Here is a 24,385-nt window from a genome sequence, read left to right on the forward strand (position 1 = left end):
CAAACCTAGCATGTTGAGAATGGTTTTCATTATCTGTAGTGTCTGTGTCCATGTTCTGGTTCTTCGATGCGCTCGGCTCCGCGTTCTTCGCCCGTGCCGTTGTTGGTGGCGCCGTCGTCGCCATCGTTTGCGGCGTCGTCGGCACGTGGGTCGTGATTCGCGGGATGGCATTCTTCGGCGAGGCGATCGGGCACGGCATGTTGCCGGGCGTCGCCATCGCGACCCTCGCAGGAATTCCCCCGGTGATCGGGGGCGGACTCTCGGCCGCGGTCATGAGCGCACTTGTTGCCGCGCTCCAGCGCCGCGGCAAGCTCTCATACGACACGAGCATCGGTCTCCTGTTCGTCGCAATGCTCGCAACCGGCGTGATCATCGTCTCGGGCTCAGGGAGCTTCGCGACCGACCTGACGGCGGTGCTGTTCGGGGACATCCTCGCAATCTCCTGGACCGACATCGCATTGCTGGCCGCTACCTCGTCGGTCGTGCTCACCGTCGCCGCAGCCAGACACCGCGCGTTCGTTGCACTGGCATTTGACAGGCGTCTTGCGTTGACGCTCGGGTACCGCCCCCACCTCACGCAAGGACTGCTCGTCGGGCTCGTCATGCTCGCAGTCGTGGCCTCGGCTCAGGCCGTGGGAACGCTCCTCGTCGTCGCACTGCTACTCGGCCCAGCCGTCGCAGCACAGCCGTGGCACCAGAGCATCCAGGGTCGCATGGTGATCGCGGCGGTGATCGGGGTCCTCGCCGTCACGGTCGGGCTCGCGATCTCGTGGGCTATCGGGTCCGCGGCCGGCTCGACCGTCGCCGCCAGCGGCGTAGCCGCCGCCGGGATATCGCACAGCTGCAAGCTCGCCGCGGCACGCATCTGGAACTCAAGCGCCCCCATCGCCTCATTAGGAAGCACCACATGAATAGCCGATCACTCCCCCTCGTCCTCGCCTGCGGAGCGACCCTCTCCCTCGCGCTCGTCGCGTGCACCATCGCGCCCGGACCAGCCACATCACCCTCGCCAGAAGGCACCGATTCGGCACGGCCCACGGACGGCAGCGGGCATGGCGCGGTGGCAGGCGCGGTCGAAGTCGCCGAGGCCCAGCTACAACTGGCAACCGTCTCCACGGACGGCGAGACCAGCCTGCTCGACCTCATCGACGGCGGCGAGCGCGCGCTCGGGTCAGTACCCGCGCCCGAGAACGTGACAACTGACGGGCGCTATGTGTTCTCCGACTCTGGTTCGGGGGTCGCCATCACCGATGGCGGAGCTTGGACCTGGGACCATGGCGACCACTTCCACTTCTACCGCGCAGCACCGGCGCAGATCGGCATCCTGTCGGGCGAAGGTTCAGCTGCGATCGCTGGGGATGCCCTCCCGACCACCGGCTCGACGGGCGTGTTCTTCGAGGGCTCGGGCGAGGCTGTCTTGCTCGACAACGCCGCGCTGAGCACGGGCTCACTCGTGGAGAGGTTTCGTGTCTCCGAAGCCCCGCACTCGGGCATCGCGGCGCCACTCGGCGACGGCGCACTCGTGTCTCATGTGAACACGGACAACGGCGCGACCGAGCTGCGCGTTGTAGACGCGAGCGGAACCCCCACCGGCCAGACAACGGCGTGCGAATCTCCTCGCAGCGCCACCACCACCCGGGCCGGCCTCGTCGTGCTGTGCGAGGCAGGCGCCATCGTCGCGGAGGCCGAAGACGCGGTCGCCGAGAACGCGTCGCTCACCCTCGTTCCGTTCCCCGACGCACCTGGGGGCACCCCCGAGTACCTCGCCGGTCGCAAAGGCAGGCCAACGCTCGCCGGCATCGGTCGCGGGGCTGACAGGCAGCCCGGCATCTGGCAGTTTGATGCGCGCGCGCATACCTGGGCGTGGAGCCCAAGCTCCGCAGAGCTTGTTCGCGCGGTCGCAGTCGGCGACGAAGCCGAACACGTCGTCGCGCTCGATGCGCGCGGAAGCGTGCGGGTGCTTCGTTCCGGTGAAGAGCTCGCCGCAACCCCGCCGCTACTCGAGACCGCTGATCTCGCCTCTGACGTTCTCGATACGCTCACCCTCACCGTTGACTCGCAGCGGGCCTACGTCAACTCGCCGAGCAGGGGCCTCGTCTACGAGATCGACTACGTTGACAGTGCCAGGATCGCCCGTGAGCTGGCGCCGGCGGTGCGACCCGACTTCCTCGCGGAGGTTGGGCAGTGAGCCGCGGCCAGGGTGACCGCATCATGAGGAGAGGCACTCGCCGGAGCCTCGCGATCGCGGCGGCTCTCCTGCTCTCCCTCACGGCGTGTAGCCCGGGACCGAGCGGGGACGACGGCCAGGATGGCCAGGCGAACGTGGTCGTCACAACGAATATCCTCGGAGACGTTGTTTCGCAGATCGTCGGCGACGCCGCCACTGTCACGACGCTCATGCAGCCGGGCGCGGATCCGCACTCGTTTGAGATCTCAGCACAGCAGGCCGCGGCGATGGACGAGGCGGACCTGCTGGTCTCCAACGGCCTCGGGCTTGAGGAGGGGCTGCAGCGGCACCTCGACAGGGTTACGGCGGCTGGCGGTACCCAGTTCATCGCCGGCGACCACGTCGACGCGTTGCGATATGTCGCAGGCGACGCGCAAGGCGTCTCTGACGCCGCAGGTCCCGATCCTCACTTCTGGACAGATCCGCTGCAGATGGTTGCCGTCGTCGGAGCCCTCACCGACACACTCGCTGCCCTCCCGTCGCTCGACGACGACACTCGCGCCGCCATCATGCAGCGCGGCACCGGCTACGCCGCGGATCTTGCTGCTGCCGACGCGAGTATGGCTAAACGCTTTGCCGCGATCCCGCGCGAGCGACGGGTACTCGTCACCAACCATCACGTCTTTGGATACTTCGCGAAGCGCTACGGGTTCGAAATCCTGGGAACCGCGATCCCCGGTGGTACGACGCTCGCGGCGCCAAGCGCGAAGGATCTCAACGCGCTGGTGTCCGCAATCACTGAGGCGCGGGTGCCGACAATCTTCGCTGAGTCTTCGTCGCCTGACAGGCTCATGCGGGTTCTCGCCGATGAGGCCGGAATCACCGTCGACGTCGTGCCCCTTTTCACCGAGTCGCTGTCCGAGCCAGGAGCCGGAGCAGCCACGTACGTCGCCATGTTGCAGACCAATACCGACCGCATCGTGGCTGGCCTCGCTACCGCGACGCCAGCTGACAGGTAGCCGCAGCCCTCGGAGCCGAACCGATACGAGGCACGGATCGCTATCGCAGACGACCGGGTTCGCCTGGGCTCGTCCGGCTGGGTCGTGGCGGGGACCCACTCTGTGGGAACGGTCCGGTCTGACACACGTCAACTCACAGCTCACACACCACAACCAACACGAAGGAGAACCATGCACACACGAGCACACACGCCGACGAAGGGGCGCACACAGACACGTCAGTGGATCGCCGCAGCCGTGGCAGGCGTCAGTCTCGCCGCCCTCACGGCGTGCGTACCAGGCGCGGCAGTCGGGGAAGACCGCGCCGGCCACGACCACGCCGAGGACTCTGGAGGCAGCCACACTGCTCTCGCGGTCACGACCCCTGGCGGCGTCACCGTTCTCACGAGCGACGCTGCGACAGGCGGCGGGATCGAGGCCGTTGAGTCGTTCGAGACCGAGGAGTTCACCCGCCTGAACGCATTTGGCGACGGCAAGCACCTGCTGCTCACCACGTCTCGCGGATTCGAGGTTGTCGATGCCGAGGCTGCGAAACTTACCGGGCTCGTATTCCCTGCCGAAGCAGCCGGCCACGCGGTACGCCACGAGGGTACGACCGCGCTGTACGACGACGGGACTGGCATCACCACGCTCGTACCGACGGGCGCACTACTGAGCAACGACACTGATCGGCCCGACACTCGGAGTTTCGAAGCCGATGCGCCGCATCACGGAGTTTCCATTGAGCTTGGCAACGGCACCCTCCTTACGACCGTTGGTACTGCAGACGGCCGATCGGGGGCGACAGCGCTCGAACCCCACGACGACCACTGGCACGACGTCACCACGTCCGCCGACTGCCCAGGCATTCACGGTGAGGGCACCGCGCGCAACGAGGTCGTCGTGTTCGGCTGCGAAGACGGCGCCCTGCTCTACAAAGACGACGAGTTCACGAAGCTCGACGCGCCCGACGCGTTCGGCCGCATGGGCAACGCGTTCACTGCACCAGACAGTCCCATCGTCGTGGGCGACTACAAGAGCGATCCAGACGCCGAAGGCTACCTGCTGGGCGCTGTAACGCTCATCGACACGGAGCACGAGACGCTCGACGTTGTGGCACTCCCCGAGAACGTGCGGTACACGTTCCGCGGCGTCACGCGCGGCCCAGAAGGCAATGCCTACGTGCTCTCGACGGATGGTTCGATTCACGTTCTCGACCCGAAGACCGGAACAATTGTTGCCTCGCACCCGGTCATCACCCCCTGGGAGGGGCCTGCAAACTGGCAGGATGCCCACCCGGCAATCGTCGCCGATGGCGACATCGCCTACGTCACGGAGCCAGCGACGAAGTCAGTCCACGCTATCGATCTGGCGACCGGCGAGAAGATCTCGTCTATCACGCTCGACGCACCACCAAACGAGATCGCCGTGGCGCTCAGCCACTAGCGCAGGCGGATGACCATGCCGGTCGGGGCTCACACACGCCCGACCGGCATGGTCGTGAGCCTGCTAGTTCACCAGCGGGCTCTCGGCGAAGTCGAGTTCATCGCGAACCGCGTCGAGCAGCGCATCCGCAACCTCTCGCTTCGAGCCAGCGATAGCGGCAACGACATCGCCGTCCATGTCAAGCACCCGGACGTCGTTCTCCTCGGCTTCGAAGCCTTCTTTCCAGCCGACGGCGTTCACGGCGAGCAGGTCGACGCCCTTCCGCGCGAGCTTGCGCCGCCCGCGCTCGAGCAGTTCGTCCTCGCTTTCGACGGTCTCGGCGGCGAACCCGACAATGACCTGGTCACCCTGGCGTTCGCGCACGAGACTCACCAAGATGTCTGGGTTCTCGACAAGCGCGAGCGTTGGCGCGCCGCCACCCGAGTCCTCTTTGCGAATCTTGTGATCGGCGATGTCGGCGACCCGATAGTCGGCGACCGCCGCCGCCATGATCACGACGCGTGCTCCCTTCGCTGCGGCGTGCGCGGTCGAATCGAGCTCAGCCGTTGTGCCAACTGGTACGACGCGAACCGCGGGGTCGCTCGCGACCTCGGCGAGCACGCTCGTGTCGATGTTCGCGGCGAGCAGCACAACTTCAGCACCCCGATCGGCCGCCGCTGCAGCAATAGCTATCCCCTGCTTGCCGCTCGACCGGTTGCCGAGATAGCGCACTGGGTCGATCGGTTCGCGTGTGCCTCCTGCTGTTACGAGGACCCGCACCCCGGCAAGGTCACCGCGCTCCCGAGCGACAGAGTCCACGGCACCCGTTGCTGTCCGCTCGTCGTCACGCTCTACCGCAGGCATCGCCTCAGTCACCTGTGCTGCCCAGCTCGGAGGCGCGGGTGGGCTCACGCGATCCTGATCTGTGGGCTCGGGCACCGCGGCAGGCTCGTCGGCGGGCGACGCCAGCTCGCCCGCCCCGCCGTCGCCGAGCAGCCGCTGGACGTGTTCGAAAATGTCGGCGGGCTCGCTCATACGGCCGGGGCCGGTGTCGTTGCCAGTGAGTCTGCCGTTCTCAGGACCGACGAAGGAAACACCGCGTGCCCGCAGAATCGCAACGTTGTCTTGCGTGGCTGGGTGCTGCCACATCTCTGTGTGCATCGCGGGCGCAACGACAACCGGTGCCCGCGTCGCAAGCAGCGTAGTTCCCAGCAGGTCGTCGGCGAGGCCCGCCGTCATTCGTGCCAGCGTGTTCGCGGTTGCAGGCGCGACAACAATGAGGTCGGCGTTCTGCCCGAGCGCGACGTGCCGCACCTCGGGGACGTCTTCGTGGACTGACGTCGTCACTGGGTTCCTGCTGATCGCTTCCCAGGTGGGCTGGCCGACAAAGCGCAGCGCGTCCGCCGTCGGCACGACATGCACCTCGTGGCCAGCTTCGACGAGTAGCCGGGCGAGGGCGACGGCCTTGTACGCGGCGATCCCGCCGCTGACTCCAAGCACAATGTTCACGCCTCAATACTTGCACTGATTGCTCGGTTTCCGCAGAGACGCTGCGTCGCTCGTCCGCGGGACCTCGCTGCCAGCGTGCAGCTGCGAGGCGCCACTACACTCGAGAACATGTGTACCGTCGTGATCGAGGTCCCCGCTGACGAGTCCGCGCCGACGAGGGTGCTTGCCGTGCGTGATGAGGATCCGAACCGCCCGTGGGATCCCCCAGGCGAATGGTGGCCAGCCAAACACCCCGGGACACTCGGTGTGCGCGACCGCCGGGCCAACGGCGCGTGGCTCGCTGTCGCGCCCGACCGTGGCAGGCTCGCCGTGATGGTCAACCGCGCTGCAGAGATGGCAGAGCCAGCAGGCGGCTTCACCTCGCGGGGCGGCCTCGTACTTGACTCGGTCGCCGGCGGCGCGCTTCTCGACCCGCCAACCGCCGCCCCGTTCTCACTCGTCGAGGTCGCCGGGTCGGCATCGTTCGTGTCGGCGTGGGACGGCCTCACGCTGCGACGCAATCGCCTCACCCCCGGCATACATATGCTCGCGCACCATGACGTTGACGATCCCCGCTCCGAGCGGATCGCTCGCTGGCTGCCGGAGTTCCGGGCTCTGGCAGGGGCCCCCGAGGCCGAGTGGCGCGAGTTGTGGCTTGGGCTGCTCGCCCGCACAGCAGAGCTGTCACCGAGCGACGATGAGGCGATCGTGCGCGACAACCGGCCGCTCGGTTACCCGACGCTATCCCTGCTGGCGTGCATCGCTGAGGTGTCGCCGGGTGTTGATCGCGGTGGTGTTGGTTCCCGGGGGGCTGGGGACACTGGTGCTGGGGACGGTGGCGCTGGGGACGCTGGTGGTCTCGTGGATCTCCGCTGGGCGCCATTCACCGAGCCGGGCAGCTGGGGCACCCCAGAGTTCGCGACAGCCTAACCACTCGGCGCGCCGCCGAGACCCGTTGCGCACATCGTTCCCTCCTGCACACACGAAGCTGCGCGGTGGTTGGGAGTGCGCTCACCAGAAAGATGTGCCGGGCACACCGAGCGGGCACTCCTGGCTATACGTCAGACCCACCAAAGAGTAGGTTCCCCGCAAGAGGATCCCTATCCAGGCGCAGATAATGGGTCGTCTCGCGAGAAACCTACTCTGTCGCGGGGGTGGGTGGGGCTGGGCTGAGTCAGTGCAGGGCGGTGCAGGGCGGGGCCGGGCGGGTGGGGCTGGGCTGGGGCGGGGTGGGTCGGGGGCTGGGCCGGGCCGAGCGGGCCCAGGGCGGGCAGGCGCGCAGGGGACCTACGGGCGGCGCTCGAGCAGCACCGCGACTTCAAGGTGGCCTGTGTGCGGGAACATGTCGAACAGGCGCGCCTCGCGCACTGCGTATGACTGCATGCGCTCGAGGTCTTTCGCGAGAGTTTCCGGGTTGCAGCTCGAGTAGATGACGCCCTGGATCCCAGACCTTTCGAGCCAGTCGGCAAGGGTGTCACCGATCCCGCGGCGGGGCGGGTTCACCACGACGAGCTCGGGCAACTCTGCGGGGTCTGCGGCGAGCGCGAATTCGGTCGCGTCACCGGCGAGGAACGTGGCGGGGATGCCGGCTTCGGTCGCGCTGCGCTCGGCAGAGCGAATCGCCTGCTCGCTGAGTTCGACGCCGAGCACGTCACGCCGGGTGCCCGACGCTGAGCGCGCAGTGAACAGCGCGAAGCCGCCAACACCGCAGTACAGGTCCCAGAGCGACGCGGGCTCGATCGCATCGACCCATGCAGCTGCCTGCTCGTACAGTGCGAGCGCGACGCGAGTGTTCGTCTGAAAGAAGCTTTGCGGCCGGAGGTACAGCGTCACGGGCGTCAGCCCCTCGCCAAGCTCCATTGCGAGCGCGGAGCCGACGAGCGGCTCCTCCCGCTCCCCCTCAAGCACGGCCTTGTGCTCGGGCAACAGGTTGACTGAGATCACCGCTGCCTGGGGCAGCAGCTCTCGCAGCCAGTCAACGCGGGAGCGAATCACCCCGAGGCCGTGCTCACTTCGCACGACGAAACGAACCATCAGCTCACCAGCGGGACTCACCGTGACGTGCACGTACTTCAGCTCTCCTCGCCGACGCGGCACCGAGTACGGCTCGATGCCCGAGGCGTTCACGAAGTCGGCGAGGACAGGGATCACAGCCTGAATGTCGGGCTCGTGAATCAGACACTCAGTGAGGTCAACGCCGGCGCCGCCGCGGTCGAGGATCCCGAGCGTCACGGCGCCTGGGACCCCACCTACGGCGAGCTTCGCGCGGTTGCGGAAGCCCGCGACCCCGCCAGAGACGGGGGCGAGCCAGGCGGCAGCGGGAACCGCGGGAAGCAGCTCGGCGCAGCGCTCCTGTTTCGTGCGCAGCTGGGCGTCAATCGGGGTTTCGATGAAGGTGCACGAACGACACACCCCAGCCTCGAAGTAGCGGCAGTGGGGCGGCGCGGCGCGGTCTTGCACTGGCAGCACCATCGGCTAGGCGGTGAGGCCGAGCCCGTCCATGCGGCGAATGTGGTCGGCGATGAGCTCGGTGAACACGGGCTCTACCTCGCTCTCGACGAACTCGCGCTTCTCGCTGAGGTTCAGCACGGCACGCGATACGAGGAGGGTGTCACCGACGAGTCGTCGCCCCCAGAGCGCGAGCCAGCTTGACAGCTTCGGGTCGTCTTCGAGCGCCTGCTCAAGCAAGCCTTTCAGTGCCGCGCGGCCCTCGCCGCCCGTGAGCACGGCGATCGCCTCGGTGCGGTAGGAGTCTTTCAGACCAGTCGCGAGGCTCGCGAAAAAGTCATCAAATAGACCGCCGACGAGGTACAGCGACAGCACGTGCTGATGCCAGTCGTCGGTGTCGATGCGCTCAACATAGTCGTCGATGACCTTCGTGAAGGGGCGCATGACGACGTGGGGCTCGGAACCGCGGCGGCGAATCTCGTCGGCGAGCCGCTGCTGTTTCGACAACGTCTCCCCCGCAACCCTCGCAAGCGTTTCTTTCGCTTCGAGAGTCGCGGCGCCTGAGACGCCGCGGGTCGCTGCTTCGTACAGCTCGAGCTGCAGGTAGGCGGTGAGGCCAAGAAAGGGCATGATTCCGGGCGCAAACTCGGCAAGGTCGACGCGCTCGGCTGCCGATTCGCTTGCGTGCGAGAGCGCCGTCTTAGAGGGCGCCTGCTTCTTGCGCAATCCCCGGATCCAGTCAAACACGGTGCCTAGCTTACCTCCGCTACGGAGCGACGCGGGAATACCGTGCATAGAAATAGCACAGTCTGAATCACGCAGATGTCGCATTGCCCCATAGACTGATGGGACACGTATTTTTCTCCGTCGCCGCTGGAGTGTCGGAGGCTGCGCCCTGTCTCACGCGCAGCAATGCACAATCGAACACAGAACAGGACACAGGCGTGACCACATTTGTAGAACTCGGAATCGACCAAGACATTGTCGATGCGCTCACCGAAAAGGGCATCTCGGAGGCCTTCCCCATTCAAGAGCAGACGATCCCCCTCGCCATCACCGGCCAGGACATCATCGGCCAGGCGAAGACTGGAACGGGCAAGACCTTCGGCTTCGGCCTCCCGCTGCTGCAGCGGCTCGGCGCGAACCCAGAGCCCGGAGTGCAGGCGCTCGTCGTCGTGCCGACTCGCGAGCTCGCGATGCAGGTCTTCGAGGACCTCGAGCTCGCCACGAAGAACCGTGCGACTACTGTCGTGCCGATCTACGGCGGCAAGGCGTACGAGGGGCAGATCGAGCAGCTGAAGGCGGGCGCCCAGGTCGTTGTCGGTACCCCCGGCCGCCTCCTCGACCTCGCGAGCCAGCGCGTGCTCGATCTCGGCAAGGTCCGCGAGATGGTGCTCGATGAGGCAGACAAGATGCTCGACCTCGGCTTCCTCGCCGACATCGAGAAGCTGTTCTCGAAGACTCCGGCGAACCGCCACACAATGCTGTTCTCGGCGACCATGCCAGGCATCATCGTGTCGCTCGCGCGCCGCTTCATGTCGAACCCGATCCACATCCGCGCGACTGACCCCGACGAGGGCGCAGCGCAGGCGAACATTCAACACATCATCTACCGCGCGCACTCGCTCGACAAGGATGAGGTCATCGGCCGCATCCTGCAGGCGGAGGACCGCGGCAAGACTGTCATCTTCATGCGCACGAAGCGCGCGGCTGCCCGCCTGCAGGAGGAGCTCACGGACCGCGGCTTCAGCGCCGCAGCCGTGCACGGCGACCTCAATCAGGATCAGCGCGAGCGCGCGATGGCCGCGTTCAAGTCGGGCAAGAAGGATGTGCTCATCGCGACCGAGGTCGCGGCTCGCGGCATCGATGTTGACGACGTGACACACGTCATCAACCACACGGTACCCGACGACGAGAAGGCGTACCTGCACCGCGTCGGGCGCACAGGCCGCGCGGGCCGCACAGGCATCGCCGTGACGTTTGTCGACTGGGACGACATGCACAAGTGGGCACTCATCAACAAGGCGCTCGAGTTCGGCATCGCCGAGCCCGTCGAGACCTACTCGTCCTCGCCGCACCTGTTCACTGACCTGAACATTCCCGAGGGCTCGAAGGGTCGCCTCAAGGCGACGCCCGTGAAGGAGACCGCTCCCCGCGGCGAGCGCACCCGCTCGCGCACGTCGGGTGCTCGTTCGGCGGGATCAGGATCAGGATCGCGCTCGGAGTCGGACGCCGCGGGCGAGGGCGGCTCTAAGCGAACACGCCGCCGCACACGCAGCGCGAACCCGCAGGGTCCGGGCCGACACGAGTCGCACGGTCACGAGCAGCACGGTCATGACGCCGACGGCGGCAGCGAGCCCGGCGCCCCGGCGCCCGAGAGCACCGGCACTGACGGGGAGGGCGCACCGCGTCGCCGCCGCCGTCGGGGCGGTCGTGGCCGCGGCAACGGGGCCGGTGCCTCTGCAGAGGGTGCACAGCCCGAGGCGACGCAGGCAGCCGACAGCGGCGCTTCGGCTCCCGCGGAGGCTCCCGCCGCATAGCCCGCCCGACGTCCGGGACGTCACGGTTCGAAACATCCATTGGTGCTCATGCCCGCAACGTTTACGCTTGCGGGCATGAGCATTGATTTTCCCGCCCTGCCCGATACCGTTTCAGTCGACCGCGTCGAGGTTGCGCCCGAGGTCGAGCTGCGCGTGCTCCGGGCCGGCGCAGGTTCGCCAGTCGTATTCGTCCCCGGGTGGAACTTCTCGGCCGAGGTGTTCGTGCACCAGCTCATTGGGCTCGCAGGCGCCCACGAGGTCATCGCTGTCGACCCGCGCGGTCATGGCGAGTCGAGTAAGCCGCTCACCGGCAACAGCTTCCCGCAGCGCGGCCGTGACCTCGCCGCCCTGCTCACAGCACTAGATCTCAGGGGCGTCACCCTCGCGGGCTGGTCGTTCGGCGTGCTCGACGTGCTCTCGGCGCTCGAGGTCGACGGGGTGGACGACCGCGTCGCTCGACTCATCCTCATTGACGAGCCGCCGCGCGTCCCCTTCGACCCCGCGAATGCCGCCGAGTGGGGCGAGGCCGCGCTCAACCACGACGGGCTCCCTGCCTACGTGAAGTTCCTCTCAACAGATCGCCAGGGCTTCCTCGAGTACATCGCGGCAGACGCGCTTGGCGTCGCGGCGGAAGACGCAGCGGCCGAGCCCGCTGTCGGGAAGCTCATCGCCGACGGCGCCCGGACGCCCGAGCACATTGCGATCATCACCGGCGCCGAGGGGCTCGCAACCGACCTGTCGGCCCCAGCTGCCGCGTTTGACAGTTCAGGCAAGCCGCTGCTGTTTCTCGCGCAGGATGCCTGGGCCGACGACGCGCGCCGGTGGGTGAACACGAACCTCCCGCACGCCGAGTTCGCAACGATTCCAGTGCACGCGGGCTTTCTCACAGAACCCGACGCGTTCAACGCGCGGGTGCGGGAGTTCTTGGCGGGCTAGCTGGACTGCGAGGGCCCATGCAGGCGGGAGCCCGATCCTGATCCACTAACGCGGCGTATGCACGACGCCGCGAATGCGCTCAACAGTCTCGGCAGGGGTCGTACGCTCCCCGAGGCGGTTCGGTTTACCGGCGCCGTGGTAGTCACTCGCCCCGGTGACGGTGAGCCCGAGTTCGTCGGCGGCGTCCCGCAGCGGCGGGAGCCAGTCCTCCCGGTTCTCGGGGTGGTTGAGTTCGATCCCCTTGAGGCCTGCGCGCTCGAATGCCCGCACCGCGTCGGGAGGTGTCGGCGTGCGCTGCCGCTCGGCGACGGGATGCGCGAGCACCGGAAAACCGCCCGCCGAGCGTACGAGCCTGATCGCATCAAGCGTGTCGAGCGCGTACGTCGGCACGTAATACTTCGAGCGGGGGTGGAGCACGTCAGCGAACGCCGCGCTGCGGTCGACAAAATAGCCTGCGGCGACGAGGGCGTCGGCGATGTGCGGGCGACCAACTGTCGTCGCTTCGAACTCGCCGAGGACGTCGTCCCAGGTGAGCCTGTAGTCCATGGCGATGAGCTCGACCATCTCTCGCGCCCGGCCGAGCCTCGCCTCGCGCACCGTGGCGAGGGCAGCGAAGAGTTCCCCCGCAGCCGGGTCGATGCCGTACCCGAGCAGGTGGCGCGACTTCCACTCATACTTCGTGGTGACCTCGATGCCTGGCAGGAAGTCGATTCCGGCAGCGGTTGCTGCCGCGCGCGCTTCGTCCCACCCGTCAATCGTGTCGTGGTCGGTGAGCGAAAACCCTGCGAGCCCGAGGGCAGCGGCCTCGGCGGCGATCTCCGCGGGCCTCGTTGTGCCGTCGGAGATGAGGGAGTGCGTGTGCAGGTCGTAGCCCGCGCTACCAGTCATTCCCTCAGTCTACGAGTCTGGGGCGAGGTCAGCGAACGGAAGGCGGCCACGCCCTACCTCGGCGCCAGGAGATGACCTGCGGCCGCGCCCTCGGGACGGCGAGCACGACCCGCCCCGGAGGGCGGACGGGAGATCCGGCGCGGCCCCAGTCGTTCCCGCGCCGGATCCAGATCCCGTTACGGCGCCGTGTAGCCGCCGTCGACGAGGTGGTAACTGCCAGTCACGAACGAGGCAGCGTCGCTCGCGAGGAACGCGACCATGTGCGCGATCTCCTCTGCGCGGCCGAGCCTGCCCATCGGATGCTTCGCGATGAGCGCCGCGCGGGCGTCGGCGTCGGCGTTCTTCAACAGCGGGGTATCGACGTAGCCCGGTCCGACCGAGTTCACGCGGACGCCCAGCGCCGCGTTCTCAAGCGCCGCGGTCTTCGTGAGCCCGACAACTGCGTGCTTGCTCGCGACGTACGCCGGCGATCCAGCACTGCCGACGCTGCCGAGGATCGAGGCGATGTTCACGACGGCCCCGCCGCCGTGCTGCGCCATGTGCGCGACCTGCGCGCGCGTGCCGCGGAACACCGCTGACAGGTTGATGTCGATCACGCGCTGCCAGTCGGCATCGCTATAGGTCGACGTCGGGCCCACCGCGCCACCGATGCCGGCGTTGTTGACGCCAATCTTCAGGGGCGCGAGGGCCTCCGCCGCGCGCACGGTCTCGTCGATCACGTCGACGGCGCCAGCGTCGCCGACAACTGCGACAGCTTCGCCGCCCGCACCAGTGATCTCTGCGACGACGGCTTCTGCGGCAGTTGCGTCGAGATCCTGCACGACGACCTTCGCGCCGTTCGCGGCAAGCAGCAGCGCGACGGCGCGGCCGATCCCTGATCCTGCTCCGGTAACAATCGCCGAGCGATCGGCGACTTCGTACTGTGCCATATGTGTGGTCCTTTCCACGCGGGAACCGCCCGGCCGGATGCCAGGGCCCTCGTCCCAACCGTACGCCTCGATTCGATGCGCACGCACCCAGCTGGAAGTGGGAGGATGGGAGGATGACCGAGAATACGACCGCCACGCACGAGGCGGAGATCGACAACAGCAACCGGAGCACGACGCCCCAGTCGGAAACGTTCCTCAATTACATCTCGTCGAGCTGGGCCGACCGCGTCGACGAGCTCCCCGCCGAGCTTGCAGTCGCGAAGTTCGCGGCGGATCGCCGCAAGGCCCTCGCCGCCGAGTTCCCCGGCAAGCGCCTCGTCATCGCGGCCGGCGCCCTCAAGCAGCGCTCGAACGACACCTTCTACCCGTACCGCCCGCACAGTGCATTCGCGCACCTCACCGGGTGGGGTTCGGAGTCTGAGCCTGGTGCGATCCTCGTGATCGACGCGTCGGGCGAGACCACCCTCTACTTCCAGGAGCGCGCTGGCCGCGACTCAGATGAGTTCTTCGCGAACCCAGAGATCGGCGAGTTCTGGATCGGGCCGCGCCCGTCACTCGCGCAGGTCGCAGCGCTGCTCGGCGTGCAGACCGCACACCTCGCGGAGTTCCAGTCAGCCGACGGCGACGTCACTCTCGACGACGCCGAGCTCGGCCGCGCGACGAGCGAACTGCGCCTCGTGAAGGACTCGTACGAGCTCGCCGAGATGCAGGCCGCCGTCGACTCGACGCAGCGCGGCTTCAACGAGGTCCTCGCGGCACTCGGCGACGCAAGCGCGCATCCCCGCGGCGAACGCGTCATCGAGGGCGTGTTCAACCATCGTGCGCGCCTCGACGGCAACGAGGTCGGGTACGAGACGATCGCAGCGGCGGGCGCGCACGCGTGCACGCTGCACTGGATCCGCAACGACGGCGCCGTGCGCGAGGGCGACCTGCTCCTCCTCGACGCCGGCGTCGAACTCGACAGCCTGTACACGGCAGACATCACCCGCACTATCCCGATCTCGGGTACCTTCACCGAGCCGCAGCGGCGCGTCTACGAGGCAGTCCTCGAGGCTGCCGACGCCGCACGCGCGATCGTGAAGCCTGGCATCCGTTTCGGCGACGTGCACGACGCGGCGATGGCTGTCATTGAGCGTGTCACCCGCGAGTGGGGTCTCCTCCCCGAGGCTGACGGCACGCCATACCACCGCCGCTACATGGTGCACGGCACAAGCCACCACCTCGGTCTCGACGTGCACGACTGCGCACAGGCAAAGCGAGAGATGTACCTCGACGGCGTGCTCGAGCCAGGCATGGTCTTCACGATCGAGCCTGGCCTGTACTTCCAGCCTGACGACCTCACCGTACCAGAGGAGCTCCGAGGGATCGGCATCCGTATCGAGGACGACATCGTTGTCACCGAGGACGGCTGCGTGAACCTTTCGGCGAACATCCCGCGCACGGCTGACGACGTCGAGGCGTGGGTGCAGGGCGCGCGCACGGCTTAGCACTCCCTCGAGCACCGAGAACGGGCCCCCGGATACTGAGAGGGTTCGGGGGCCCGTTCCTGCTGTAACGCGAATCGCGCTTCCCCGCAAGGGGGTGGTCGGCCTCGGGGCCCATGCGTAGCGTGAGAACACGTCGTGGACACACGCCGTCGGACTCACGAAGGGAAGCCAGCATGACCGAAAAGATTCACGTTCTCATCCTCAACGGCACGCTCAAGGCCGGCAGCGAGACTTCCAGCACCGAGGCGCTCGCACAAGAGCTCAGCAAGGAGTTCCCGAGCGAGACGAGCACCGTCGACACGGTCCGCCTCGTCGATCTGTCAATCCTTCCGGGCATCTCCGACGATCTCGGAGACGGCGACGCCTGGCCGGCGCTCCGACAGCGCATCCTTGAAGCCGATGTCGTCGTGTTCGCAACGCCGACGTGGCTCGGCCAGATGACGAGCGTCATGCGCCGGGCGCTCGAGCGGCTGAACGCCGACATTTCGACGCGCGACGACCACGGGAGGCCGCTCTTCGCCGGCAAAGTCGCCGCTGCGCTCGTCGTCGGCAACGAGGATGGCGCACACCGCATCGTGGCGGATCTGCTGCAGGCCGCGAACGACCTGGCGTTCTCGGTACCGGCGAACGCGTGCACGTACTGGAACGGGCGCGCAATGGAGCAGGTGAACTTCGTCGACCTCACGGAGACGCCGGAGCCCGTCGCGGCAGCCAATCGGGGGCTTGCCGCGAACGCGCTCCACCTGGCGCGGCTGTTGCGGGCGCACCCCTACCCGGCGGCGGAGTAGCGCGCGGGCCGCGGCGCGCAGGTTCGGCGGTTGAGCTAGCGGCTACTCGCCGCCGAGCACGCGGCGCGCCTCGTGGAGCAGCTCTGGCTCAGTCACCAGGTCGTACCGGGTCGCAACCATCTGCATGATCGACGAGAAGTCTCTGCGGTTGCGGTTCATGGCATAGGAGAGCAGACCGAACAGCATGCCGAATCCCGCGCCGATGACGATCGCCGAGAGGAATACTCCCCCGATGCCAGCGTTGTCTGGCTGGAAGATGAAGAGCAGCAGGCCGAGGAACAGGCCGAGGTAGGCGCCAGACAGCGCACCCATCCAGGCGACCTTGCCGTAGCTCAGGCGACCAGTGACGCGCTCGACGCTGCGTAGATCATTCCCGAGAATCGACACCCGCTGCACAGGGAAGCCGCTTCGAGCAAGCACGTCAACAGCGTGCTTCGCGTCCTCGTACCGGTCGTAGGTCGAGACGATCTCGCCCTTCGGGATCTCGGGCTGGATTGGTGCGCGCGAATTGGGGAAACCGGGGCTGCTCATAGCTCGATTCTGACACAGCAATCGCAAAGACGCGTGCTTTCTTTCCGCGGCATCCCACGGGCGTGTCTCGCGATTCCTCCAGGTGAAAGTGCCCGCCGACCGGTACCGTAGTGGTGTGAGTAGTTCGCGGGTGTTTGTCGGCCGCCTTGCCGGTCGGGGCGTGTTTGATCCCGTCGGTGACCAGATCGGCAAAGTTCGCGATGTCCTCGTCGTGTACCGCGCCCAAGCGGCGCCGCGAGTAGTGGGCCTGATCGTCGAGATTCCGGGCAAACGCCGGGTGTTCGTGCCGATCAGTCGGGTGACTTCCATCGCGTCTGGCCAGGTCATCACAACCGGGCTCATCAACATCCGCCGATTCGAGCAGCGGCGAGGCGAAACGCGCATGATCGCGGAGATGATCGGCATGCGTGTCGACCTTGCTGCGTCCGAGGGCGGCGCTCCTGCACGGGCGACAGTCGAAGACGCGGCCATCGAGCGCACCAGAGCAGGCGAATGGATCGTCTCCGAGCTGTTCGTTCGGCTGCCCAAGGCCGGCGCAGGGTTCGGCCGTGGGCCAGCCCGCACCGTGCACTGGTCGCAGGTCGAGCGACCGAGCGAAGACACCGGACCGCAGTCGGCAGAGCTCCTGGTGCAGACGCTCGTCGATCTCAAGCCGGCAGACCTCGCCGCAACTCTCCTCGAGCTCCCCAAGGCGCGCATGGTCCCTGTGCTTGATGAACTCGCTGACGACCGCGTCGCCGACGCGCTCGAAGAAATGAGCGAGACGGACCAGATCGATATCCTCGCCCTCATCCCTGCGGCGCGCACCGCTGACGTGCTCGACCGCATGGAACCAGACGACGCTGCAGACCTCATCTCGGCCCTGCCTGCGGCGCAGGGCGCAGAGCTCCTCGACCTCATGGAGCCTGAAGAGGCAGAGGACGTGCGGCGGCTTCTCGAGTACGAGTTCGATACGGCTGGTGGCCTCATGAGCCCCACCCCGATCGTGCTCGCGGCGGAAGCGAGCGTTGCCGAGGGCCTCGCGATGATCCGGCGCGCGGAGATTCCGCCGGCCATGGCCTCCGCGGTCTATGTGACCCACCCACCGTACGAGACGCCGAGCGGCGAATACCTCGGCATGGTGCATTTCCAGCGCATGCTTCGGTTCCCGCCGCACGAGCGGCTCAGCGCGCTGCTCGACGCCGAGATTGAGGCTGTGCCCGTGACGGCGAGCGCGGCCGAGGTCTCCCGTCGTCTCGCGAGCTACGACCTCGTCGCGCTCCCTGTCGTCGACGATCAGGATCGGCTTGTCGGCGTCGTCACCGTCGACGACGTGCTCGATCACCTCCTGCCTGACGACTGGCGCCACGCGGACTCCGAGGAGGGTCGCGCATGAGCCCCTTTAAGCGCCGCTCTGATCTCGCGGCACCACGCACTGGCCGAGCAGCCCGAGGCCCCGCCGGCAACCGCATCGACGGCAACGAACGCTTCGGCAGGTGGACCGAAGGCATCGCCCGCGGAATGGGAACGCCCTGGTTTCTCCTTGCGCTCACCTTGTTCTGCGTGCTCTGGCTCGCATGGAACTCGTTGGGCCCCGAGCACCTCCGGTTCGACTCCCCCTCGCTCGGCTTTACAGCCCTCACCCTCATTCTGTCGCTGCAAGCGTCGTACGCGGCTCCGATGATCCTGCTCGCGCAGAACCGACAGGACGACCGCGACAGGGTGCAAATCGAGCAGGACCGCAAGCAGGCCGAACGCAACCTCGCCGACACCGAGTTCCTCGCCCGAGAGGTTGTCGCACTGCGGTTGTCAATCAAGGACCTGCCAGACCGCGAGTTTCTCAGGCAAGAGCTTCGTGCACTGCTCGCCGAGCTCGAGAGTGAGCCTGACACCCCGCACACGCCCGAGGCCGACGACACTGAGAACGAGTCACGCAGTGAGTGAGCACAACCGCACCGAGGTCGAACAACGTCTCTGGGACTCGCTCTCCCGCGTGAACGATCCCGAGATCCATCGTCCGATCACCGAGCTCGGGATGGTCGGTGAGCTTCGCGTTGATGCGGCCGGCACCGCAGACGTGCCGCTCAAGCTGACGATCGCCGGCTGCCCAGCGGCCCAGCGGATTGAGCGAGACGTTCGTGAGGCAACGCTCGGGACTTCTGGAGTCACCGACGCACGAGTCGATGTGAGCGTCATGAATCCCGCCGAGCGACAGGCATTCGTCGAGACGGTTCGTGGCCCAGCTCGGCCAGTGCAGTTCGGGCCGGACTCACTCACCCGAGTCATCGCCGTCACAAGTGGGAAGGGCGGCGTGGGCAAGTCGTCGCTAACCGCATCTCTCGCGGTCGCGCTCGCCAGGCAAGGCCTCTCGGTCGGACTCATCGACGCTGACGTGTTCGGCTTCTCGATTCCTGGGATCCTCGGACTCAGCCGCGACGGCGTCACCGAGCAGCCAACCCGCGTTGGCGAGATGATCCTGCCGCCCGAAGCGCACGGGGTAAAGGTGATCTCCATCGGAATGTTCCTCGGAGACGCCGACCCGCGATCGACGGCGGTCTCCTGGCGCGGCCCCATGTTGCATCGCACGATCGAACAGTTCCTGCGCGACGTCTGGTTTGGCGACCTCGACGTGCTCCTGCTCGACCTTCCCCCGGGCACCGGTGACGTCGCGATCAGCGTCGGTCAGCTCCTACCGCAAGCCGAAGTACTCGTCGTGACGACCCCACAAGAAGCCGCGGCCGACGTTGCCGTACGCAGCGCGCTCGTGGCACGCCAAACCGGCCAGCGAGTCATCGGCGTCATCGAGAACATGTCAGGCCTCGCCCAGCCCGACGGCACCGTGCTCGAGCTGTTCGGCACCGGCGGCGGGGCGGCGGTCGTCGACAGGCTCAACACCTCTGAGAGCGCTGCGGGCCAGCAGCCAGTCAAGCTGCTCGGAAGCGTGCCGCTCAGCCCGGACTTCCGCGAGGGCGGCGACACCGGCTTGCCCGCAGTGCTGCAACGCCCCGAGGACCCGGCCGCCGCCGCAGTCATCGCGATTGCCGAGCAGCTCGCGGCGCAGGGTCGTGGACTTGCGGGCAGGCCGCTCGGAGTGACGCCGCGTTAGTCTCGGCTCAGGTCGCTTCGTCATCAAAGCGGACAGTGACGGGGCCTTCCGCTGAGATCCCCTGGCGCGCACGCCTGGCGGCAGCAAGCTCGTCAAGTCGCTCCCGCCGCTCGGCCTGCCGCGCCTCGCGTTCGTCTTCAACAAGCGCGTCGCGGATGATCCTGCGGGGGTCGTATTGGCGAGGATCGAGCTGCTTCCAGTCGACATCCTCGAATTCGGGCCCCATCTCGTCCTTCAGCCGATCCTTTGCCCCGTCTGCCGCCCGCTTCACAGCGCGAACAAAGTCGCTGAACTTTTTTGCGTACTCGGGCAGCCGCGTCGGGCCAATTACGAACAGCGCGATCACCAAGATGATGAGGATCTTCGAAAAGCTCAGGCTGTCCATTCCCATATCGTAGCGAGAACACGGCGGCAATCTCGACTTGCCAGCTGCGTGCCTCAGCCCCACCAGAACTCTCACAGCCGGAACACGAACGAGAACGGCGAGCCAGCGCCGAAATCTCGCCGGGCAGCCCTATCCTGAACAGGCAGAACGACGGAGGACAGAGGAACACGTGAGCAAGCTCGAGCGCAACTGGCAGTACACGGAGCAGTATCCCAGTGAAACTGACACACTCGTGCGCGCCCGGCGGGTATCACTCGAACTCGGCATCGAGCCCGTCTCGCGCGCCGTCTCGGCCGAACTCTCCGCCCTTGCGGTGCTCTCGGGTGCCAAGGCAATCTGCGAGATCGGCACTGGAGTCGGGGTGAGCGGGCTGTCGCTGCTGCGGCACCGGCCAGACGCGATCCTCACATCGATTGAGATTGAGCCCGAGCACCTTCGCGAAGCGCGTTCGCTCTTCACCGAGGCAGGCATTCCCGCATCCCGCGCCCGCCTCGTCGAGGGAGACGCGCGCCACGTCATGCCCCGGCTGAACCTTGCCGCGTACGACATCGTGCTACTCGACGCCGAGCAGTCCCAGCTCCTTGAATACTTCGAACACGCACTGGGCATCGTCCGCCCCGGTGGCGCCATTGTTGTGCCGAGCGCGCTCGCACACGGCCGCGTTGCTGACCCTGCGGCGCGCGATGAGTCCACGCAGGCGCTGCGGGACCTGCTCGCGGTTGTCGCAGAGTCTGACGCCATCGCTGCGTCGCTCGCCCCCACAGGCGACGGCTTGCTCACGGTTGTGCGTCTCGACGGCTAAGTTCGACCCCTACGCACTGCGTGCCGCTGACTGGTTGTGTGCACCTCTGAGTGCAGGCCCCAGACAATGAACCATGATGACTGTGCCTGACCCGGCGCCACAACCCATGGGATCTGCGGAATCAATGCCCGATCCACGCCGCAGACACATACCAACTGCAGATCCCAGAGATACTGACAGCAACCGGGTGAAGCCGAGCTCCGGGTGAGACCAGCGGCCGAGACTCACGCTCGGGCCGGCCCTGCGCCACAACCCATGGAATCTGCGAAATCAATGCCCGATCCACGCCGCAGACACATACCAGCTGCAGATCCCAGAGATGCTGACAGCAACCGGACTACTGAAACCACGGAGAGGTTTAAGCTCGGCGCACAAAAAATGAGGGCCCCGAGGGGCCCTCATTCTGCGTGTGCGAACGGCGGTTAGTCGCCGAGCACTCCCGCAAGTACATCGCGAAGCTCGGCGGCCTCTTCGTCATTGACTGACACCACCAGACGGCCACCGCCTTCAAGGGGAACACGCACCACGATGACGCGGCTTTCGCGCACCGCTTCCATGGGCCCGTCTCCGGTCCTTGGTTTCATTGCCGCCATGACGCCTCCTCGCATGTTTGGTCTTTCCCCTCTATTATCTCTCGCGAAGCCGGGTCGCGGAAATCCTTTGAGGCTTTTATGCAAAGGAGTGTCACAATACGGCTGTGGAATGCGTACAATATTGGCCCCATTGTCACGAACGAACCACTAGCTTGCGTAGGCGCTGTTCTCGCGCACGTAGTCAACAGTGAGATCGTTTGTGCGAATCCGCGCGCTTGAGTCGCCCGCGTGAAGCTCTACGAGCACCTCGGTGCGCTTCGGCGAGAGGTCGCACTCCGAGACTGGCCGGTCTGGCCCTCCTGCGCTGCACAATCGAACACCGTTGAAGCTCACATCAACGACGTACGGATCGAAGCTCGCCTGCGTGACGCCGATTGCCGCAAGCACCCGCCCCCAGTTGGGATCATCCCCCGCAATCGCCGCTTTGAAGAGGTTGTTTCGAGCAAGCGCTCGCCCGACCTCCTCGGCGTCTGATTCGCTCTCGGCGCCCTCCACAAAGATGTGAATGTTGTGGCCCGCCCCCTCCGCATCGACCTGCAACTGTTCTGCGATGTCATCGCAGACTGCGAGCAGCCCGGCGGAGAACTCGGCCTCGCTCGGCGACACCCCACTTGCACCCGAGGCAAACGCCGTGACCTGATCGTTCGTCGACATGCAGCCATCTGAATCAAGTCTGTTGAACGTCGCAGAGACTGCAGCGCGCAGTGCGCGATCGAGCACGGCGTTCGAGACACAGGCATCGGTCGTAATCACCACGAGCATCGTCGCGAGTCCCGGTGAGAGCATACCTGCGCCTTTGCCCATGGCCCCAATGCGCCAGCCCGCGCCTGTGTGGGTCGCCGTCTTGGATACCGAGTCGGTGGTGAGGATCGCCGTCGGTGCCGACTCATCCGTGGCCGCGAGAGCTTCACACGCGAGCGGCACACCGCCGAGCACACTCGACCTGAATTCTTCGCCGCCCGAACCGATGAGCCCTGTCGAACACACAAGTACATCGGTGGCATTGATGCCGGATATCTCGGCGGCAACCGCGGCGGCAGAGAGCTCTACGGTCTCGTATCCGTATTCGCCGGTGAAGCAGTTTGCTCCGCCGGAGTTGAGGAGCACCGCGCGGGGTGTGCCGCCTGCGGCCATCACACTTCTGCTCCACCGAATCGGATGCGCCTGCGCGCGGTTCCGCGTGAACACGACGGCGCAGCCGGGCTGGGGCCCATCGTTCACGACAAGAGCGAGATCAGGCTTTCCGGAGGACTTGATGCCGGCTGTAACGCCCGCAGAGCGAAACCCGAGCGGGTATGTGACCGACATGAGCGGCCCCTTTCGTGGTTGTGCCTAGCCGAGCAGCGTGGTCGCGGGCGAGTCGAGATTGAATTGTTTGAGCGTCTGGAAATCCTGCATACCCTCGACGCCACCCTCCTTGCCGTAACCGGAGTAGCCAATTCCGCCGAACGGACTCGAAGCATCTGCGACGAGACCCTTGTTGATCCCGAGCACGCCGACCTCGAGCGCGTGGGCGACGCCAAACGCCCGATCGATATCCTGGGAAAAAACGTAACCGGCGAGCCCGAATGGAGTGTTGTTCGCCTTGACGATTGCTTCCGCGTCGGTGCCGAAGGTGTCGACAACTGCGATCGGTGCGAAAATCTCTGCCGAGGCGATCTTCGCCGCCTCAGGCACGTTCGTGAGCACTGCTGGGTTCATAAAGAAGCCGTCGCCCAAGGGCTGCGGCGCCGCACACGCGTCATCTGCCCCGAGCTCGAGCGCTCCAGCAACGAGCCCAAGTACCTGCTCGCGCGCTTGGCCGCTGATGAGCGGGCCGAGGTCGACGCCTTCTGCGAACCCCGAGCCGACGGTGAGGGCGTTCAGTCGCTTCGAGAGCTCGGCGGTGAACTCCCCCGCGATCCCTTCCTGCACGAGGAATCGGTTTGCCGCGACGCAGGCCTGGCCACCGTTACGAATCTTCGACATCACAGCGCTGTTCACCGCGCGCTCGAGGTCTGCGTCGTTGAACACGAGGAACGGCGCATCGCCGCCAAGCTCAAGCGACAGCTTCTGCACGTGCTGCGCCGACTGCTCGATGAGCATCGAGCCGACGCGGGTCGAACCGGTGAAGGACACCTTCTTCAAGCGGGCATCGCTCATGAGCTTGCGCGACCAACCCGACGAGTCTGAGGTTGTCACGACCTGGAACGCCTCAGGTGGCACGCCCGCCTCGAGCAGCACGTCTCCGAGCAGCAGCGAGCTCAGCGGGGTTGCCTCGGCTGGCTTCAGGATCACCGAACAGCCTGCGGCGAGCGCCGCGGCTGCTTTGCGGGCGCCCATTGCGAGCGGGAAGTTCCAGGGGGTGATGAGTAGCGCGATCCCGACAGGCTGGCGGGTGACTATGAGTCGCGCTCCCCCGGCCGGCGCCTCGCGATATCCGCCGTAGGAACGTACGGCCTCCTCCGAGTACCACCGCAAGTAGTCCGCTGAGAAGCGCACCTCCGCGCGAGACTCGTCGATTGGCTTTCCCATTTCACGGGTCATCGTGGCTGCGATTGTCTCGATGCGCTCAACAAGGATTTCGGCGGCGCGCAAGAGCACGTTTGACCGTGCACGGGCGCTTCGGCCGCTCCAGGCTGTCAGCCCGCGACCGGCGACCTCAAGACAGTGGCCTGCCAGCTCCGTCGGGACATTTGCAACCTGGGTGAAGGCCGCTCCAGTCGCAGGGTCAACCACGTCGAAGCGTTCGAGGCTCGTGCCGTCGACCCCGGGGATGCGCGGGCCGCTCTCAAAGGATGCAAGGAACGCGTCGTGGGCTTGGAGGATTGTCTGCATTGGATTCTCGGTTCTCTGGTGAAGCTGTCGGTGGCGGTGTCGCGAGGCGCCCAATCCGCCGGGCGCCTCGCACAGTGA

23 protein-coding genes are annotated in these 24,385 nt (G+C 66.6%); 13 read left to right on the forward strand and 10 right to left on the reverse strand.

Annotation, left to right across the window (positions count from 1 at the left end; all coding sequences use genetic code 11):
• Nucleotides 1-38 precede the first annotated feature (38 nt).
• The 4 genes from aztB (at nt 39) to aztD (ending at nt 4,611) form a co-directional block, all read left to right on the forward strand.
• On the forward strand, nt 39-911 hold the full coding sequence (gene aztB, locus ACF07D_RS09780) for a zinc ABC transporter permease AztB (RefSeq protein WP_391504780.1): 873 nt from the start codon (nt 39-41) through the stop codon (nt 909-911).
• Complete coding sequence (locus ACF07D_RS09785) at nt 908-2,188, forward strand: ABC transporter (protein WP_391504781.1); 1,281 nt, start codon at nt 908-910, stop codon at nt 2,186-2,188. Before aztB ends, ACF07D_RS09785 begins: the two co-directional genes overlap by 4 nt.
• Nucleotides 2,189-2,211: 23 nt before the next feature.
• Nucleotides 2,212-3,186 carry a metal ABC transporter solute-binding protein, Zn/Mn family gene (locus ACF07D_RS09790; protein ID WP_391504782.1) on the forward strand — a complete coding sequence of 325 codons (975 nt, stop codon included), beginning with the start codon at nt 2,212-2,214 and terminating at the stop codon, nt 3,184-3,186.
• 171 nt (nt 3,187-3,357) lie between these two features.
• On the forward strand, nt 3,358-4,611 hold the full coding sequence (aztD, locus tag ACF07D_RS09795) for a zinc metallochaperone AztD (protein WP_391504783.1): 1,254 nt from the start codon (nt 3,358-3,360) through the stop codon (nt 4,609-4,611).
• Nucleotides 4,612-4,674: 63 nt separating this feature from the next.
• Here the strand turns inward: aztD and ACF07D_RS09800 are convergent, their stop codons facing one another.
• Nucleotides 4,675-6,099 (reverse strand): bifunctional phosphopantothenoylcysteine decarboxylase/phosphopantothenate synthase, encoded by a 1,425-nt coding sequence (locus ACF07D_RS09800; RefSeq protein ID WP_391504784.1) that lies wholly within the window; start codon nt 6,097-6,099, stop codon nt 4,675-4,677.
• 108 nt (nt 6,100-6,207) lie between these two features.
• Here ACF07D_RS09800 and ACF07D_RS09805 point away from each other — a divergent pair, with 108 nt between their 5' ends.
• The gene (locus ACF07D_RS09805; RefSeq protein ID WP_391504785.1) at nt 6,208-7,008 is read left to right on the forward strand and encodes an NRDE family protein; all 801 of its coding nucleotides are present in this window, start codon (nt 6,208-6,210) and stop codon (nt 7,006-7,008) included.
• Between the two features lie 357 nt (nt 7,009-7,365).
• On the opposite strand, the gene ACF07D_RS09810 is transcribed toward ACF07D_RS09805, so the two are convergent.
• Together ACF07D_RS09810 and ACF07D_RS09815 are read right to left on the reverse strand one after the other, a co-directional pair.
• Nucleotides 7,366-8,538, reverse strand: coding sequence for a methyltransferase domain-containing protein (locus ACF07D_RS09810; protein ID WP_391504786.1), 1,173 nt, complete (start codon nt 8,536-8,538; stop codon nt 7,366-7,368).
• Nucleotides 8,539-8,553: 15 nt separating this feature from the next.
• Nucleotides 8,554-9,273 carry a ferritin-like fold-containing protein gene (locus tag ACF07D_RS09815; protein ID WP_119284194.1) on the reverse strand — a complete coding sequence of 240 codons (720 nt, stop codon included), beginning with the start codon at nt 9,271-9,273 and terminating at the stop codon, nt 8,554-8,556.
• Between the two features lie 197 nt (nt 9,274-9,470).
• Between ACF07D_RS09815 and ACF07D_RS09820 the strand changes: the two genes are divergently transcribed.
• Entirely contained in the window at nt 9,471-11,066 is a 1,596-nt protein-coding gene (locus ACF07D_RS09820) for a DEAD/DEAH box helicase (RefSeq protein ID WP_391504787.1), read from the forward strand.
• A gap of 75 nt (nt 11,067-11,141) precedes the next feature.
• A complete protein-coding gene (locus ACF07D_RS09825) occupies nt 11,142-12,002 on the forward strand; it encodes an alpha/beta fold hydrolase (protein ID WP_391504788.1) in 861 nt (286 codons plus the stop codon).
• A gap of 45 nt (nt 12,003-12,047) precedes the next feature.
• Here ACF07D_RS09825 and ACF07D_RS09830 read toward each other — a convergent pair whose 3' ends face one another.
• Nucleotides 12,048-12,890, reverse strand: coding sequence for a PHP domain-containing protein (locus tag ACF07D_RS09830; RefSeq protein ID WP_391504789.1), 843 nt, complete (start codon nt 12,888-12,890; stop codon nt 12,048-12,050).
• A 176-nt stretch (nt 12,891-13,066) separates the two neighbouring features.
• Nucleotides 13,067-13,819, reverse strand: a complete 753-nt coding sequence (locus ACF07D_RS09835) for an SDR family NAD(P)-dependent oxidoreductase (RefSeq protein WP_255808054.1) — start codon at nt 13,817-13,819, stop codon at nt 13,067-13,069.
• 113 nt (nt 13,820-13,932) lie between these two features.
• On the opposite strand from ACF07D_RS09835, the gene ACF07D_RS09840 reads away from it, so the two are divergent.
• Nucleotides 13,933-15,306 carry an aminopeptidase P family protein gene (locus tag ACF07D_RS09840; RefSeq protein WP_391504790.1) on the forward strand — a complete coding sequence of 458 codons (1,374 nt, stop codon included), beginning with the start codon at nt 13,933-13,935 and terminating at the stop codon, nt 15,304-15,306.
• 173 nt (nt 15,307-15,479) lie between these two features.
• Nucleotides 15,480-16,094, forward strand: coding sequence for a flavodoxin family protein (locus ACF07D_RS09845; RefSeq protein ID WP_391504791.1), 615 nt, complete (start codon nt 15,480-15,482; stop codon nt 16,092-16,094).
• 42 nt (nt 16,095-16,136) lie between these two features.
• Here the strand turns inward: ACF07D_RS09845 and ACF07D_RS09850 are convergent, their stop codons facing one another.
• Nucleotides 16,137-16,625 (reverse strand): general stress protein, encoded by a 489-nt coding sequence (locus ACF07D_RS09850; protein WP_119284201.1) that lies wholly within the window; start codon nt 16,623-16,625, stop codon nt 16,137-16,139.
• Nucleotides 16,626-16,740: 115 nt separating this feature from the next.
• Here ACF07D_RS09850 and ACF07D_RS09855 point away from each other — a divergent pair, with 115 nt between their 5' ends.
• From ACF07D_RS09855 to ACF07D_RS09865, 3 genes are read left to right on the forward strand one after another with little or no spacing between them, the layout of a single operon-like run.
• Complete coding sequence (locus tag ACF07D_RS09855; protein WP_391504792.1) at nt 16,741-18,000, forward strand: magnesium transporter MgtE N-terminal domain-containing protein; 1,260 nt, start codon at nt 16,741-16,743, stop codon at nt 17,998-18,000.
• Nucleotides 17,997-18,548: a DUF1003 domain-containing protein gene (locus ACF07D_RS09860; protein WP_119284203.1), complete on the forward strand. Its 552-nt coding sequence runs from the start codon at nt 17,997-17,999 to the stop codon at nt 18,546-18,548. Before ACF07D_RS09855 ends, ACF07D_RS09860 begins: the two co-directional genes overlap by 4 nt.
• Entirely contained in the window at nt 18,541-19,710 is a 1,170-nt protein-coding gene (locus tag ACF07D_RS09865; protein WP_391504793.1) for an Mrp/NBP35 family ATP-binding protein, read from the forward strand. The genes ACF07D_RS09860 and ACF07D_RS09865 overlap by 8 nt, the downstream gene beginning before the upstream one ends.
• A gap of 7 nt (nt 19,711-19,717) precedes the next feature.
• Here the strand turns inward: ACF07D_RS09865 and ACF07D_RS09870 are convergent, their stop codons facing one another.
• Complete coding sequence (locus tag ACF07D_RS09870; RefSeq protein ID WP_119284204.1) at nt 19,718-20,095, reverse strand: twin-arginine translocase TatA/TatE family subunit; 378 nt, start codon at nt 20,093-20,095, stop codon at nt 19,718-19,720.
• 169 nt (nt 20,096-20,264) lie between these two features.
• Between ACF07D_RS09870 and ACF07D_RS09875 the strand changes: the two genes are divergently transcribed.
• Nucleotides 20,265-20,897, forward strand: coding sequence for a class I SAM-dependent methyltransferase (locus ACF07D_RS09875; protein WP_119284205.1), 633 nt, complete (start codon nt 20,265-20,267; stop codon nt 20,895-20,897).
• A 422-nt stretch (nt 20,898-21,319) separates the two neighbouring features.
• Here ACF07D_RS09875 and ACF07D_RS09880 read toward each other — a convergent pair whose 3' ends face one another.
• The 3 genes from ACF07D_RS09880 to ACF07D_RS09890 form a co-directional block, all read right to left on the reverse strand.
• Nucleotides 21,320-21,490, reverse strand: coding sequence for a DUF3117 domain-containing protein (locus ACF07D_RS09880; RefSeq protein ID WP_083506522.1), 171 nt, complete (start codon nt 21,488-21,490; stop codon nt 21,320-21,322).
• 147 nt (nt 21,491-21,637) lie between these two features.
• Nucleotides 21,638-22,798, reverse strand: a complete 1,161-nt coding sequence (argJ, locus tag ACF07D_RS09885; RefSeq protein ID WP_391504794.1) for a bifunctional glutamate N-acetyltransferase/amino-acid acetyltransferase ArgJ — start codon at nt 22,796-22,798, stop codon at nt 21,638-21,640.
• A 24-nt stretch (nt 22,799-22,822) separates the two neighbouring features.
• Nucleotides 22,823-24,307 (reverse strand): NAD-dependent succinate-semialdehyde dehydrogenase, encoded by a 1,485-nt coding sequence (locus ACF07D_RS09890; protein WP_255808061.1) that lies wholly within the window; start codon nt 24,305-24,307, stop codon nt 22,823-22,825.
• Between the last annotated feature and the right edge of the window lie 78 nt (nt 24,308-24,385).

Source organism: Leucobacter sp. NPDC015123 (assembly GCF_043080205.1).
Classification (GTDB): domain Bacteria; phylum Actinomycetota; class Actinomycetes; order Actinomycetales; family Microbacteriaceae; genus Leucobacter; species Leucobacter aridicollis_A.